Genomic DNA, 14,630 nt, shown 5'->3' on the forward strand with positions numbered 1-14,630 from the left:
CGCACCTAATCTGCCGCGCGCATTGCGCGTGAGAGGCCTCGGGTCATTGTTGCCGTTTTGCAGTGCTTTGGGAAGCGCGAACCCATGGCTTTTCACCAGTCGTTTCGCCCTATTCCAATTACGCTGCGCACGGCCGATGATCTCGCCGTAAGACCTCGTAACGAAGACCATCATAAACCCTGCGGGGAGGAGACATCAAAAACGTGCACTGCCCGGACGATCAGCCTGACAGGGGCGCAGCGCCGGTGCGCGCCCGTTTTCGCTGCACCCGCTGCACGTCTTGCGCGCGCCGCGGCCATTGCGTTCGCCCCGCGCGCGGCGCGGCTGCCCGCCTCGCCTTAGCCCGCTTCATTCGTTCGCACTAGTCATGTGGATCGTTCGCCTCGCCCTGCGGCGCCCCTATACGTTCGTCGTGCTGGCCCTGCTGCTGTTGATCGTCGGACCGTTGACGATTCTGCGCACGCCCACCGACATCTTTCCGAACATCGACATCCCGGTGCTCTCGGTGATCTGGTCGTACAACGGCCTGCCCGCCGACGAGATGGAGCGGCGCATCGCGCTCAACTACGAGCGCGGCTTGTCGGTCGCGGTCAACGACATCGAGCACACGGAATCGACGTCGCTGAACGGCATCTCGGTCATCAAGATCTTTTTCCAGCCGGGCGCGAATATCGACGAAGCGCTCGCCCAGGTCACCGCACTCTCGCAATCACAAGTGCGCTCGCTGCCGCCCGGCATCACGCCGCCGTTCATCCTGCGCTATAACGCGTCGACGGTGCCGATCTTGCGGCTCGCGTTGTCGTCCGCATCGCTGACCGAGCAGGAACTGTTCGACTTCGGCAACAACTTCCTGAAGACGCAACTCGCCACCGTGCCCGGTGCATCCGCGCCGTTGCCGTACGGCGGCAAGCAGCGGCAGATCATGGTCGATATCGATTCGCGCAAGCTGCAGGAGCGCAATCTTTCGCCGATGGACGTCGTCAACGCGGTCTCCGCACAGAATCTGATCCTGCCCTCGGGCACCGCGAAAATCGGCTCGACCGAGTACTCGGTGGAAATGAACGGCAGCCCCGATTCGCTCGCGGGTCTCAACAACATTCCGATTCGCACGACCGCGAACGGCACCGTGTATATCCGCGACGTCGCGCACGTGCGCGACGGTTTCCAGCCGCAGACCAACATCGTGCGCGTGAACGGCCAGCGCGCCGCGCTGCTCACGATCAACAAAAGCGGCAACACGTCCACACTCGATATCGTCGATCGCATCAAGACCATGATGCCGACGCTGCGCAATCTCGTGCCGCCGTCGCTCAATATCGACCCCGTCGCCGACCAGTCGCTGTTCGTGCGCGCCTCGGTGCAGGGCGTGCTGCGCGAAGCGCTGATCGCCGCGTGCCTGACCGCGCTGATGATCCTGCTGTTCCTCGGCAACTGGCGCGCGACGCTGATTATCGCGGTGTCGATTCCGCTCTCGATGATTACATCGATCATCGCGCTCTCCGCGCTCGGCCAGACGATCAACATCATGACGCTCGGCGGGCTCGCGCTCGCGGTCGGGATTCTCGTCGACGACGCGACCGTGGCGATCGAAAACATCAGCCATCAGCTCGAGCAGGGCAAGACGCTCGAGCAGGCGATTCTCGACGGCGCGCATCAGATCGCGATTCCGACGCTCGTGTCGACGCTGTCGATCTGCATCGTGTTCGTGCCGATGTTCCTGCTCACGGGCGTCGCGCACTATCTGTTCATCCCGCTTGCCGAAGCGGTGGTGTTCGCGATGCTCGCGTCGTATTTCTTCTCGCGCACGCTCGTGCCGACGCTCGCGAAATATCTGCTGCGCTTTCATCACAAGTCCGCGGATTCGCATCACACGTCCGCGCCGACGCGCAATCCGTTCATGCGCGTGCACTATGCGTTCGAGCGCGGCTTTGCGCGTTTGCGCGAGCGTTACCGCATGTTCCTCGAAGCGCGCGTCGCGCGGCCGGGATGGTTCGTCACGCTGTTCCTCGTGTGCTGCTGCGCTTCGATGCTGTTGCTGCCGTTTATCGGCCGCGACTTTTTCCCGGCCGTCGATGCGGGCACGATCGCGCTGCACATGCGCGCGAAAACCGGCATGCGTGTCGAGGAAACCGCGGTGCTGACCGATCGCGTCGATACGCGCATCCGTCAGCTGATTCCGGCTGGCGAACTGCATTCGATCATCGACAACATCGGCCTGCCGGTGTCGGGCATCAACCTCTCGTACAGCAACACGGGCACGATCGGCACCTCGGATTCGGACATCCTGATTACGCTGAACCCCGGTCATCATCCGAGCGCCGACTACGTGCACACGCTGCGGCGCACGCTCAGCGACGAATTCCCCGGCGTGCAGTTCGCGTTTCTACCCGCCGATATCGTGAGCCAGACGCTCAACTTCGGTATGCCGTCGCCGATCGACATCCAGATCGTGGGCCGTGAAGTGGCAGCGAACCGCGCATTCGCCGCGAAGCTGCTGAACCGTCTGCGCACGGTGCCGGGTCTTGCCGACGCGCGCATCCAGCAGCCCGCCGATCTGCCGCGTATCTTCATCGACGTCGATCGCACGCGCGCGCAGCAGGCGGGCTTCTCGCAGCGCGATATCGCGAGCGACCTGCTCATCACGCTGTCCGGCAGCCAGCAGACCACGCCGACGTTCTGGCTCAATCCGCGCAACGGCGTGAGCTACAACGTCATCACGGAAGCACCGCAATACACGATCGATTCGCTGCAATCGCTCGCGAACATTCCGCTCAACGCAAACGGACGCAGCAACATTCTCGGCTCGCTCGCGACGATGCGCCGCGAAGCCGGCAACGCGGTGCTCACGCACTACAACGCGCAGACCACGATCGATATTTACGGCACCGCCGATGGCCGCGATCTCGGCGGTGTCTCCGACGACATTCGCAAGATCATCGACGAATCGAAAGCCGAGCTGCCGCAAAGCTCGACCATCGAACTGCGCGGCCAGGTGCAGACGATGAACGATTCGTTCTCGGGTCTGCTCGCCGGTCTGCTGTTCGCGGTGCTGCTCGTGTATCTGCTGATCGTCGTCAATTTCCAGTCGTGGCTCGATCCGTTCATCATCATCACCGCGCTGCCGGGCGCGCTCGCGGGCATCGTGTGGACACTGTTCCTCACGCACACCACGCTGTCGATTCCCGCGCTCACGGGCGCGATTATGTGTATCGGCATCGCGACTGCAAACTCGATTCTCGTCATCAGCTTCGCGCGCGAACAACTGCTGCTGCACGGCGATGCGACGCGCGCCGCGATCGAAGCGGGCTTCACACGCTTCCGTCCGGTGCTGATGACGGCGCTCGCGATGGTGATCGGCATGGTGCCGATGGCGATCGGTCTCGGCGAAGGCGGCGAGCAGAATGCGCCGCTCGGGCGCGCGGTGATCGGCGGTCTCACGGTCGGCACGATCGCCACGCTGATCTTCGTGCCCGTCGTGTTCTCGATGATCTATCGGCGGCTCGCGGCACGGCATCGGCGCGCGGCGGAACACGTGGTGCAGAAGCCATGAACATGAAGCGCGGGACGATGACGAGAAGCGGCGTGCGCTGCACGCGAAATTTCACGGCAACCGTCTTTGATGGGACCACAGTAAGTGCTGAAGCACTTACTCCGGTCGACCGCAAAAATTGCATGGGACCAGATTAAGCGCTGAAGCGCTAACTCCGGTCGACACAGGGGAAGTTTGATGGAAGCACAACGTCCAGACGACTCTGGTTCCGGTTCGGGGTCCGGTTCGAGTCCGGCCTCAGGCGGCAACGCCGCGCATGACCCCGCGAAAGCGCGGCGCACGCGCTGGATCGCGATCGCCGCGGCCGTCGCGGTGCTCGCGCTCGCCGCGCAAGGCATCTGGTCACGCCACGATGCGCACGCGGCGCTCGAACGCGATGCCGCACATGCGAGCCAGATGAGCGTCGAGGTCGTGCTGCCGCAGAAGTCATCCGCCGGGGTCGATCTCGTGTTGCCCGGCAACGTGCAGGCTTTTCTCGATACGCCGATCTACGCGCGCACCAACGGATATCTGAAGAAGTGGTACGCCGACATCGGCGCGCACGTGAAAAACGGCCAGTTGCTCGCGGAAATCGACACGCCCGAAGTGGACGACCAGTTGCGCGCCGCCCGCGCCGATCTCGCGAACGCCGAAGCGAACTATGCGCTCGCGAAAAGCACCGCCGATCGCTGGACCGACATGCTGAAGAGCAAATCGGTCTCGAAGCAGGAGACCGACGAGAAAGTCGGCGACATGCTCGCGAAGAAAGCCACGCTCAATGCGGCGAGTTTCAACGTCGCGCGTCTCGAGAAAACGCAATCGTTCCAGAGGGTCTATGCACCGTTCGACGGCATCGTGACCGCGCGCAACGTCGATGTCGGCGCGTTGATCGATGCGGGCAGTTCCGGCGGTCCCGCGAAGGAGCTGTTTCATGTCGCGCAGGCGAACCGTCTGCGCGTCTATGTGAACGTGCCGCAGGCGTACGCGCAACAGGTGCGCGCACGGCAGTCGGCTTATCTGACGCTGACCGAGACGCCAGCGCGGCACTATCCGGGGACGGTCGCGCGCACGGCGGGCGCGGTCGATGCGCAGCAGCGCACGATGCTCGTCGAAGTCGATGTCGACAATCGCGACGGCGAACTGTTGCCGGGTGCGTATGCCCAGGTGCATTTCGCGCTCGGCACGGGCGCGGCGCCGTACACGCTGCCAGGTAATGCGCTGCTGTTCCGGCCTGACGGCGTGAAAGTCGCGACCGTCGACGCTCGACACAAGGTGAAGCTGCTGCCGGTGTCGCTCGGCACGGACTTCGGCACGCGTGTCGCGATCGTGTCCGGTTTGAACGGCCGCGAGCAGGTGATTTTGAATCCGCAGGATTCGATCGTCGATGGCGCGCCGGTACGGATCGTGCCGCGCAAAGCAGAAGGTGGTGGCGGTGCGGAAGGTGCTGCTGGAGCAGCAGGGGCAGCGGCAACCGGCGCGGCGGCAAGTTCGGCGGCTGCGTTGGGCGGCGGCCAGCCGGCCGCGAGGACGCAATCATGAAGATGCTGGTTTTGCGGCGCGCTGCGGCCTCTGCCTCTGCGGCCGCGGCCGCACACGTCCTCATTCGCGCATCGACGCGCCCGCGTGCACGAACTTCGCCTGGCATTGCGATACGCCTCCCAATGAGCACCGCAATACGCGCGTCAATACGCGCCCCAGCATTCGCCTTGACGCTCGCCTGCACCCTCACCGCCTGCACCGTCGGTCCCGACTACGTGAGGCCCGTCACCGCCACGCCTGCGACCTGGCGCGAACTCGAAGGCACCGGCTGGAAGCCCGCGCAACCCGCCGACACGCTCGCGCGCGGCGCCTGGTGGCAGATCTACGCAGACCCGTCGCTCGATGCGCTCGAGCAGCAGGTCGCAGGCGCGAACCAGGACGTGCAGGCCGCCGAAGCGCGCTTTCGCGCGGCCCGCGCGAGCGTCGCGCAATATCGCTCGGAGTTTTTCCCGGTGGTCAGCGCGAGCGGCAACTATTCGCGCGCGCGAACCTCGGAGAACGTGCTGCACAAATCGACTGCGGGCCTCACGCTGAACGACTACATCGTGCAGGCCGACGCATCGTGGGAGCCGGACCTGTGGGGCCGCATCTCACGCAGCGTCGAGGGCGCGAAAGCCGCCGCGCAGGCGAGCGCCGCCGACGTCGAAGCCGCGCTTCTCTCGATGCAGGCCGAACTCGCGACCGACTACTTCGAGCTGCGCGGACTCGATCAGGAGCGCCAACTACTCGACGACACGATCAAGGCCTACCAGGAAGCGCTGGAGTTGACACAGCATCGCTACGCGGGCGGCATCGCCACCGACGCCGACGTCGCGCAGGCCCAAACGCAGTTGAAGACCACGCAGGCGCAGGCGCTCGACCTCGGCGTACAGCGCGCGCAACTCGAACACGCGATCGCGATCCTGATCGGCCAGTCGCCCTCGACGTTCACGCTGCCGGCCGCGCCGCTCGTGGCCGTGCCGGTCGTCGCGGCGGCCGGCGTGCCGTCGGATCTGCTCGAACGGCGTCCCGACATCGCGTCGGCGGAGCGGCACATCGCCGACATGAACGCGCAGATCGGCGTCGCGACCGCGGCGTTTTTCCCGAGCCTCATCCTCTCGGTGACGGGCGGGCTCGAAGCGACCAACTACAGCCAGTGGCTGCTCGCGCCGAGCCGGCTGTGGTCGCTCGGGCCGACGCTCGCGGGCACGCTGCTCGACTTCGGCGGGCGCGCGGCCGTCAAGGAACAGGCGCGCGCGCACTACGACGAAAGCGTCGCGCAATACCGGCAGACGGTGCTGGACGCGTTCGGCCAGGTCGAGGACAACCTCGCCGCGCTGCGTGTGCTCGAACAGGAAGCCGCCGCGCAGGACGATGCGGTGGCAGCGGCGCAGCGTTCGCTCGCGGTCGTGTCGAATCGCTACAAGAACGGCGCGATCACCTATCTCGACGTGGTGGTCGCGCAGACGACCGCGCTCACCAACGAGCGCAACGCCGTGGCGATCGCGCGCCGCCGCATGGCCGCGAGCGTCGCACTCGTGAAGGCGCTCGGCGGCGGCTGGGACACGTCGGCGCTGCCGGGTGGGGAGGAAATTGTGCATCCGTCGACGTCGACGTCAGCACCGGCGCCCACACCGGCGAGCGCAACCGCGGCGCGCGGCTAGGGAACCGCGCGAGTGTGGGGCTTGGGGCGTACGGCTGCGGCTACCGCCACGGCCTTCGTCCCGCGCGACAACGGCTCATCCCTCAAGCCACACTTGGTACCGCTTTGCACTCGCCGCCGGTCCGAGTTTCTTTTTCAGCGTATCCTTAACTCTTTTGAGCATTTTTGCGTGACCCAAGGAGTTTTGTTGTGACCCTGCCGCCGGAATCCCAGCGGACTGCTTCTGCCGTTCCTTCCTCGAGCACAGCTTCGGCGGCTCCTCTTCGCACTTCGTCCGTATCGGACCTCCCCTATCTCGAACGCGGCACGCGCGCGTACTGGCGTGCCGCCATCGCGCTGCTGTTCGCCGGCTACGCGACGTTCTCGCTGCTCTACTGCGTGCAGCCGCTGCTGCCGTCTTTTTCCGAGGCGTTCAACGTGACGCCCGCGCAAAGCAGTCTGTCGTTGTCGCTCTCCACCGCCGCGCTGGCGCTCGCGATCTTCGTCGCCGGTTTCGTCTCCGAGGGCTGGAGCCGTCACAAGCTGATGACGCTGTCGCTCACGGCCTCGGCGCTGCTGACCATCGGCGTGTCGATCGCGCCGCACTGGCATCAGCTGCTCGTGCTTCGCACGCTCGAAGGACTCGCGCTCGGCGGTGTGCCGGCCGTCGCGATGGCCTATCTCGCCGAGGAAGTGCATCCCGATGGCCTCGGCCTCGCGATGGGGCTGTACGTCGGCGGCACGGCGATCGGCGGCATGGCCGGGCGCGTGATTACCGGCGTCGTCGCGGATCTGTTTTCGTGGCGTGTCGCGATCGGCACGATCGGCGTGCTCGGTCTGCTGTCGATGCTGGCGTTTCGCGCGCTGCTGCCGCCGTCGCGCCATTTCGTGCCGCGCCGCGGACTCGGCTTCGCGCATCACCGCACCGCGCTGCTCAGGCAGTTCACGCGACCGGGTCTGCCGGTGCTGTTCCTGCTCGGCTTCGTGCTGATGGGCAGCTTCGTCACGCTGTACAACTACATCGGCTACCGGCTGCTCGCGCCGCCGTATCGACTGAACCAGACCGAGATCGGCGCGATTTTCGTCGTGTATCTGACCGGCGTGGTCGCGTCGCCGTGGTCCGGACGCATGGCCGATACGTTCGGCCGCGCGCGCGTGCTGATCGCGAGCCTGCTGCTGATGATGTTCGGCCTCGTGCTGACGATGCTGCATCCGCTCGCGGCGATCGCGACCGGCATCGCGTGCGTGACCTTCGGCTTCTTCGCGGGGCACTCGGTGGCGAGCGGCTGGGTCGGCCGTCTCGCCAAAGACGCGAAAGGCCAGGCTGCCGCGCTGTACCTGCTCGCGTACTACATCGGCTCGAGCGTGGTCGGTTCGTACGGCGGCCACGTGTGGGCCGGTCATGGCTGGAATGGTGTCGTGGGGCTGGTGGGTACGCTGATCGTCATCGGACTACTGGGGGGCATGCGTTTGCGCGGGTATGAATAACCCAACAGGCGAGGTGCGCGGCTGACGGACCAAGAGCCACGCGCATCGAGCCTGCCTCCGGGATTGCTTCGCATCATCCGGCACGACGCGGCGCGATTTATCCCGGTACGATTCAACCCGCATGAATTCGTAGCAAAACGTAAGACACACGTAAGCAAACACTTCATACGTTCCACTATCTTTGCTGCGCCGCGCCAATCTCCGTATGCCCGGCGGCACGCGGGTCAACAGCCTGCGAGTCGGCACCATTCCATCGTTTGGCGCCGTTTCGCGCCCTCATGCCGCTGCGCCGGTCTCCTATACTCGAATTGAGCGGGGCACTGCCGGTTGTCGGAGCCGCCGCCTTCGTTAGTGATACACAGCAACCATCCTGCATGGGATCGGAGTCAGTGCTAAACGCCCACTCCGGTCGACCGCGATAAATCGCATGGGACCGGAATCAGTGCTGAAGCGCTAACTCCGGTCGACAAAGGAGACGAATATGACGACGTACTTTACGATCGGCGATTTCATCCTGGTCATTCCGATGGCGCTAGCGGGCGCATTGTTCGTCGGCGCGCTACCCTGCAAGACCGAGGTACGGCACAACGCGCTGCGCGTGCTCGGTGCGGTGATCGGTGTGGTTTGCGCGGTTGCGCTGGTCGAAGGTCTGCCAGCGCTGGTGTAGCGCAACATCACGAAAAAAGCCGCACGCTGAACGTGCGGCTTTCTCTGTCCCGTCATTTCCGCGGACGCTCCGTTGGTCCGCGGGGCCGCGGATCCGTTACGCGATCAGATCGCCTGATCCGTCGACGGCTTTTCCCACAGATTGATCCCGCCTTCGGTCGCATAGCGATCGATTTCGGCGAGTTCGTCCGCTGAGAACGCAAGATTCCCGAGCGCGCCGACGTTCTCGCGCACCTGCTCCGCACGGCTCGCACCGATCAGCACCGAAGTCACGCGCGCATCGCGCAGCGCCCATGCGAGCGCCATTTGCGCGAGGCTCTGGCCGCGACGCTGCGCGATGTCGTTGAGCTTGCGCACGTGCTCGATGTTCTGCTCGCTCAGGTGCTCCTGCTTCAGCGAACCGCCACCTGCTTTGTTGACGCGCGCATCGGCCGGCACGCCGTTCAGGTACTTGCCGGTCAGGAGTCCTTGAGCCAACGGCGTGAACGCAATCGCGCCAGCCCCGACCTCTTCGAGCGTATCGAGCAGGCCGCGCTCGATCCAGCGGTTCAGCATGTTGTACGACGGCTGATGGATAAGCAGCGGCACCTTGTATTCGGCGAGCAGCTTCGCCATTTCGAGCGTCTTCGCGGACGAATACGACGAGATGCCGATGTAGAGCGCCTTGCCCTGCTGCACCGCGCTCGCGAGCGCGCCCGCGGTTTCCTCGAGCGGCGTATGCGCGTCGAAACGATGCGAATAGAAGATGTCGACGTAATCGAGACCCATGCGCTTCAAGCTCTGGTCGAGGCTCGCGAGCACGTACTTGCGCGAGCCGCCGCCCTGGCCGTACGGGCCCGGCCACATGTCCCAGCCGGCCTTCGACGAAATCAGCAGCTCGTCGCGATACGGTTTGAAATCGTCCTTGAAGAGACGGCCGAAATTGGTTTCCGCGCTGCCGTACGGCGGGCCGTAGTTGTTCGCGAGATCGAAGTGCGTGATGCCGAGATCGAAGGCCGTGCGCAGGATGTCGCGCTGCGTGGAGATCGGCGTGGTGTCGCCGAAGTTGTGCCACAGGCCGAGCGACAGTGCCGGCAGTTTGAGACCCGACTTGCCGCAGACGCGGTATTGCATGTCCGAATAGCGTTCTGAAGCTGCTTCGTAAGCCATTGCTGATGTCCTTGTCGATGAAATCGCCCGGCGATTGCGGGCGTGAGGATTCGCGCGTTGCGGGAGGCGTGCTGCTGGAGAGATGGATTGTCGTAGTGCGGCCAGACCGCTATGGTAGCCAATCGACTTCATCCTTGCAGGCGCCCAGTATGCGGGATGGACGATCGCCAACGGCTCCCCTACACTCTCGCCGGACAAAGCTGATGGGAGAACCAGATGACGAAAGCGATTTCGATCGCGCTGATTGTCGGCGGCATCGTATTGCTGTATTTCGGCGGGCAGGCGTTCAACTCGATGAGCAGCGACGTGTCGCGCTTCTTTACCGGTTCGCCGACCAACAAGGCGATCGTGCTGATCGTGGCGGGCGTGGTGGCGACGCTGGCCGGGCTGACAGGGGTCGCGTTGGGGCGCAAACGGTAGGGCTTGCCGGCAGGGTTGGCTGGCGAGGTTTTCGACAAGGGCCTGCGTAAAGCAGTAAAGCAGGCCCTTGCGGCGTCTGCACACGCTCTAGAACGCAATCTCAGGCTTCGCGGCCGAACGCGTGCCTGGCAGCGGCACATTGCTCGCACCGTGATAGGTGAACACCAGCGAAAACTTCACCTGATCGCTGAGATTCTTGCCGGCCGAGTGCAACGTATTGCAGTGGAAGAACACCACGTCCCCGGTCTTCAACTCGGGCGATATCGCAGTGCGGATCTCGGCCTGGTTCTCTTCGAGATCCGCGCGGAAAAATTTGGCTTCGTCGAAACGCTCGGACGTGAAGGCGGCGCCATGCGATTTCGGCACGAACCACAACGCGCCGTTGTCGACGGTTTCGGGGCCCACCGCAAGCCACACGGACACGAGATCGTCCCGCTCGAACGACCAGTAACGCACGTCGCGATGCCAGCCGGTCAGGCTGCCGTACGCGGGATGCTTGGTCATCATGCAATTGTGATGCGCGCGCGACAGACGCGGCTCCTCGCCGAAATACAGCTCCATCCAGCCGCGAATTTCCGGCGCGGTCGCCCATTGCGCAAAAGCCGGGTGACGCCCGTACGCATCGAGCAGACGCCTCACGGTGTGCCCGCCCGGCGCATGCTTCGACGACGGCGCGCCCGGATACTGCAGATCCGCTTCGAACTCGATCGGCGCCGCCGCTTCGTGCAACTGCTGCTGCGCGATCTGCGTCAGTTCTTCGCAACGCTCGGGCGACACGAGACCTGGCACCACGACAAAACCTTGCTCCCGCAACGTCTGAATCTGCTCTTTTTTCGAATGGAGTGACATGGTGTTCCGTTACTGTCGACGAACCGATGTTCGATTGTAAAACGGGCGCGATCGGGATGCGTTTGTCGCCGACGATTTCGACACAGATTTCGCGATGCGCTGATGCACGACTTTCATGCGCCGCCCCGGTTTCGCGGCACATTCCATGGGCACGCGCGCACGATAATCGACCGCAAAGGGTACGACCACACAAGCGAAGCGCGACGATCCGACTCAGGAAGAACCCCCGATCGCAGGGTAAAAACGGACTTTCTGACGTCATGAATCGCGTGTAGCCTGCACCTATGTTGATCGTCGCTTACGCACTTCTGCACCGCGCGCGGGCCGTCCGGGCCCATGTCGCCGGCTTCTGCGCGTTTTCCCGTCCAATTTCCGGCTTTCACGCCGTTCACCGCAACCCCGCCATTGGCACATTTGGTGCTGCTTTGCGTGCACATTCCAGCGCACGGGCCGACGTGCGGTACTTTGCCTACTTGTGAAGCCATGCATACTCTTCTGAGCACCCGTCTTACCCGCGCCTCGCTGAAAGCGGCGCGTCCCGCGCGACGCCACCTGATGCGCGCGCTGCGTCACCATGCCGCCCGCACTCGCGCGCTCGGCAAACAATGGCGCGACGCCAGGGCTGTCGACGGCATCCGTACCTGGTTCCACGCGTTCTTCTCGGCACTGCGCCAGCAAAGCGGTGCGCGCCGTTTCTCGCTGCGCACGCTGCTGCGCAAGCCGACGCCGCTGCGACTCGTCGTCGCGAAACGCGCACCGGCCACGCCGGTCAATACGAGCCGCCGCCCGCGCCGGCTGTCGACGAGCAGCAGCGGGTGGTTCGCGTTCGCGTTTGCGAGCCGTTGAGGCGAGTTGCCCGGATGGCTTGCTGAAACGTCAGCCGCTGAATTGCTGCTTCCTGGTCCTGGCTTACGTTGCTCCAGATAAAGAAAAACCCCGCCCGGCTCGCGCCGGCGGGGTTTTTTGCGTGAAGCGGTCGGCTCGCGCTTATTCGGCGAGCGCCGCAACCGGTTCGGTGCCGGCGGCTTCGGCGAGTGCAAGCGCTTTGTCAGTGGCTTCCCACGTGAATTCCGGCTCTTCGCGGCCGAAGTGGCCGTAGGCGGCGCTCTTCTCGTAGACCGGGCGCAGCAGATCGAGCATCTGGATGATGCCCTTCGGACGCAGGTCGAAATGCTGGCGCACGAGTTCCGTGATCGTCGCATCCGACACGCGGCCCGTGCCGAACGTGTTGACCATGACCGAGGTCGGCTGGGCGACGCCGATTGCGTACGACACCTGGATCAGGCAGCGCGACGCGAGGCCCGCTGCCACGATGTTCTTCGCGACATAACGGCCGGCATAAGCCGCCGAGCGGTCGACCTTCGACGGGTCCTTGCCCGAGAACGCGCCGCCGCCGTGGGGCGCCGCGCCGCCGTACGTATCGACGATGATCTTGCGGCCCGTCAGGCCGCAGTCGCCCTGCGGACCGCCAATCACGAAGCGGCCGGTCGGGTTCACGAGGAACTTGATGTCGCCCTTGATGAGGTCGGCCGGCAGCGTCGGCTTGATCACTTCCTCGATCACGGCCTCGCGCAGCGTGTCCAGACTGATGTCCGGCGAATGCTGGGTGGACAGCACGACCGTGTCGATCGAATGCGGCTTGCCGTCGACATAGCGCACGGTGACCTGCGACTTCGCATCCGGACGCAGCCAGGGCAGACGGCCATCGCGGCGCAGATTCGCCTGACGCTCGACGAGACGGTGCGACAGGTGGATCGGCAGCGGCATCAATTCCGTCGTTTCCTCGCACGCATAGCCGAACATCAGGCCCTGGTCGCCCGCGCCCTGGTCGAGGTTGTTGTCGTGCGCACGGTCCACGCCCTGGGCGATGTCCGGCGACTGCTTGTCGTACGCGACGAGCACCGCGCAGCCGCGGTAGTCGATGCCGTAGTCGGTGTTGTCGTAGCCGATGCGCTTGATCGTGTTCCGCGCGATCTGGATGTAGTCGACGTTCGCGGTCGTGGTGATTTCACCGGCCAGCACGACCAGACCCGTGTTGCACAGCGTTTCGGCCGCGACACGCGAATACTTGTCCTGAGCGAGGATGGCGTCGAGGATGGCGTCCGAAATCTGGTCCGCGACCTTGTCGGGATGGCCTTCGGAAACGGATTCGGAGGTGAAGAGATAGTCGTTTGCCACGTTGCAGACTCCTGTTTTGTGGTTACGGTTGAGTTTCACGTAGCCAGCTTCGGGAGTCTGAAGCGGCGACGCTTTAGCGGATTACCTTGCCGTTTAGCACTGATCTCGCATGGAAAACCCATGGATCGCACCGGCCAGCTTCGCCCCGCAAGTTGTCTATTAACTCGGCGAAGCCCTTATTATAGCGACTTCCGATGATTGTCACAGAGTGTCCACGAGTGCGGTATCACGTCAATTTTTCCGCTTCCCCGAATCCCGCCACCCGCGGCGCTGCGCGCCCGGAGGCGGCATGCTGAGCCGCTACGGCGCGAAGCTCGCGATCGGGCTGCTCAAACTCTTTGCGCTGTTGCCCTATGGACTCGTCGCCCGTTTCGGCGACGGCGTCGGCTGGCTCCTCTACCAGATTCCGAGCAGCCGCAAGCGCATCGTCCACACCAACCTCAAGCTGTGCTTTCCCGAATGGAGCGACGAGCATCGCGAAGACGTCGCGCAGAAGCACTTCCGCCACGCAATCCGCAGCTATCTCGAACGCAGCGTACAGTGGTTCGGCTCGCCGAAAAAGCTCGAGAAGCTGATTCAGCTCGACAGCGCGATCGACCTGACCGACCCGAATCTGCCGCCCACGCTGTTTCTCGGCTTTCACTTCGTCGGCATCGAGGCCGGTTCGATCTTCCTGAACTACTCGCTCAAGCGCCAATGCGGCTCGCTCTATCAGCCGATGTCGAACCCGGAGCTCGAGGAAGTCGCCAAAGCGGCGCGCGCGCGGTTCGGCGCGGACATGGCAAGCCGCGCCGACAGCGCGCGCATCGTGCTGCGCTGGCTGCGCGAACGCAAACCGGTGATGCTCGGCGCGGACATGGACTACGGCGCGCGCAATTCGACGTTCGTGCCGTTTTTCGGCGTGCCGACCTGCACGCTGACCGCGGTCGGCCGGCTCGCGAAGGTGGGGCACGCACAGGTCGTGCCGTTCATCGGCGAAGTGCTGCCGCACTACAAAGGTTATCGGCTCAAGGTGTTCAAGCCCTGGGACAACTACCCCACTGGCGACGACGACGCCGACGCACGGCGCATGAACGAGTTTCTCGAAGAGCAGATTCCGCTGATACCGGAGCAGTACTACTGGGTGCATAAGCGCTTCAAGACGCGGCCGCCGGGGGTGCCGGGGGTGTATTGAGGCTGGAGTAATCCGCG

Annotated in this window: 11 protein-coding genes; 8 read left to right on the forward strand and 3 right to left on the reverse strand. The window is 64.3% G+C overall.

What is annotated here, in order from left to right; genetic code table 11:
- Nucleotides 1-367: 367 nt before the first annotated feature.
- The 5 genes from B9Z01_RS10745 to B9Z01_RS10765 all read left to right on the forward strand — a co-directional run bounded on the left by B9Z01_RS10745 (nt 368) and on the right by B9Z01_RS10765 (nt 8,844).
- Nucleotides 368-3,550 (forward strand): efflux RND transporter permease subunit, encoded by a 3,183-nt coding sequence (locus B9Z01_RS10745; protein WP_085482716.1) that lies wholly within the window; start codon nt 368-370, stop codon nt 3,548-3,550.
- A 177-nt stretch (nt 3,551-3,727) separates the two neighbouring features.
- Nucleotides 3,728-5,068 carry an efflux RND transporter periplasmic adaptor subunit gene (locus B9Z01_RS10750; protein WP_085482718.1) on the forward strand — a complete coding sequence of 447 codons (1,341 nt, stop codon included), beginning with the start codon at nt 3,728-3,730 and terminating at the stop codon, nt 5,066-5,068.
- Between the two features lie 122 nt (nt 5,069-5,190).
- Entirely contained in the window at nt 5,191-6,711 is a 1,521-nt protein-coding gene (locus B9Z01_RS10755; RefSeq protein ID WP_244195983.1) for an efflux transporter outer membrane subunit, read from the forward strand.
- A gap of 188 nt (nt 6,712-6,899) precedes the next feature.
- Entirely contained in the window at nt 6,900-8,177 is a 1,278-nt protein-coding gene (locus B9Z01_RS10760) for an MFS transporter (protein ID WP_085482720.1), read from the forward strand.
- A gap of 481 nt (nt 8,178-8,658) precedes the next feature.
- On the forward strand, nt 8,659-8,844 hold the full coding sequence (locus B9Z01_RS10765) for a hypothetical protein (protein ID WP_085482722.1): 186 nt from the start codon (nt 8,659-8,661) through the stop codon (nt 8,842-8,844).
- Nucleotides 8,845-8,948: 104 nt separating this feature from the next.
- Here B9Z01_RS10765 and mgrA read toward each other — a convergent pair whose 3' ends face one another.
- A complete protein-coding gene (gene mgrA / locus B9Z01_RS10770) occupies nt 8,949-9,992 on the reverse strand; it encodes an L-glyceraldehyde 3-phosphate reductase (RefSeq protein WP_085482724.1) in 1,044 nt (347 codons plus the stop codon).
- 216 nt (nt 9,993-10,208) lie between these two features.
- Here mgrA and B9Z01_RS10775 point away from each other — a divergent pair, with 216 nt between their 5' ends.
- Entirely contained in the window at nt 10,209-10,412 is a 204-nt protein-coding gene (locus B9Z01_RS10775) for a DUF3185 family protein (protein WP_085482726.1), read from the forward strand.
- An 87-nt stretch (nt 10,413-10,499) separates the two neighbouring features.
- On the opposite strand, the gene B9Z01_RS10780 is transcribed toward B9Z01_RS10775, so the two are convergent.
- The gene (locus B9Z01_RS10780) at nt 10,500-11,261 is read right to left on the reverse strand and encodes a phytanoyl-CoA dioxygenase family protein (RefSeq protein WP_085482728.1); all 762 of its coding nucleotides are present in this window, start codon (nt 11,259-11,261) and stop codon (nt 10,500-10,502) included.
- Between the two features lie 483 nt (nt 11,262-11,744).
- Between B9Z01_RS10780 and B9Z01_RS10785 the strand changes: the two genes are divergently transcribed.
- Complete coding sequence (locus B9Z01_RS10785) at nt 11,745-12,107, forward strand: hypothetical protein (protein WP_085482730.1); 363 nt, start codon at nt 11,745-11,747, stop codon at nt 12,105-12,107.
- A 141-nt stretch (nt 12,108-12,248) separates the two neighbouring features.
- Here the strand turns inward: B9Z01_RS10785 and metK are convergent, their stop codons facing one another.
- On the reverse strand, nt 12,249-13,439 hold the full coding sequence (gene metK / locus B9Z01_RS10790) for a methionine adenosyltransferase (RefSeq protein WP_085482732.1): 1,191 nt from the start codon (nt 13,437-13,439) through the stop codon (nt 12,249-12,251).
- Nucleotides 13,440-13,728: 289 nt separating this feature from the next.
- On the opposite strand from metK, the gene B9Z01_RS10795 reads away from it, so the two are divergent.
- The gene (locus tag B9Z01_RS10795) at nt 13,729-14,613 is read left to right on the forward strand and encodes a lipid A biosynthesis lauroyl acyltransferase (protein WP_085482734.1); all 885 of its coding nucleotides are present in this window, start codon (nt 13,729-13,731) and stop codon (nt 14,611-14,613) included.
- Nucleotides 14,614-14,630: the final 17 nt, after the last annotated feature.

It is taken from the genome of Paraburkholderia susongensis (genome assembly GCF_900177725.1).
GTDB classification, from domain to species: Bacteria; Pseudomonadota; Gammaproteobacteria; order Burkholderiales; family Burkholderiaceae; genus Paraburkholderia; species Paraburkholderia susongensis.

Coding starts and splice junctions, on each gene's coding strand:
- B9Z01_RS10745 (WP_085482716.1), top strand. CDS start 368: ATGTGGATCGTTCGCCTCGCCCTGCGGCGCCCCTATACGTTCGTCGTG.
- B9Z01_RS10750 (WP_085482718.1), top strand. CDS start 3,728: ATGGAAGCACAACGTCCAGACGACTCTGGTTCCGGTTCGGGGTCCGGT.
- B9Z01_RS10755 (WP_244195983.1), top strand. CDS start 5,191: ATGAGCACCGCAATACGCGCGTCAATACGCGCCCCAGCATTCGCCTTG.
- B9Z01_RS10765 (WP_085482722.1), top strand. CDS start 8,659: ATGACGACGTACTTTACGATCGGCGATTTCATCCTGGTCATTCCGATG.
- mgrA (WP_085482724.1), bottom strand. CDS start 9,992: ATGGCTTACGAAGCAGCTTCAGAACGCTATTCGGACATGCAATACCGC.
- B9Z01_RS10775 (WP_085482726.1), top strand. CDS start 10,209: ATGACGAAAGCGATTTCGATCGCGCTGATTGTCGGCGGCATCGTATTG.
- B9Z01_RS10780 (WP_085482728.1), bottom strand. CDS start 11,261: ATGTCACTCCATTCGAAAAAAGAGCAGATTCAGACGTTGCGGGAGCAA.
- B9Z01_RS10785 (WP_085482730.1), top strand. CDS start 11,745: ATGCATACTCTTCTGAGCACCCGTCTTACCCGCGCCTCGCTGAAAGCG.
- B9Z01_RS10795 (WP_085482734.1), top strand. CDS start 13,729: ATGCTGAGCCGCTACGGCGCGAAGCTCGCGATCGGGCTGCTCAAACTC.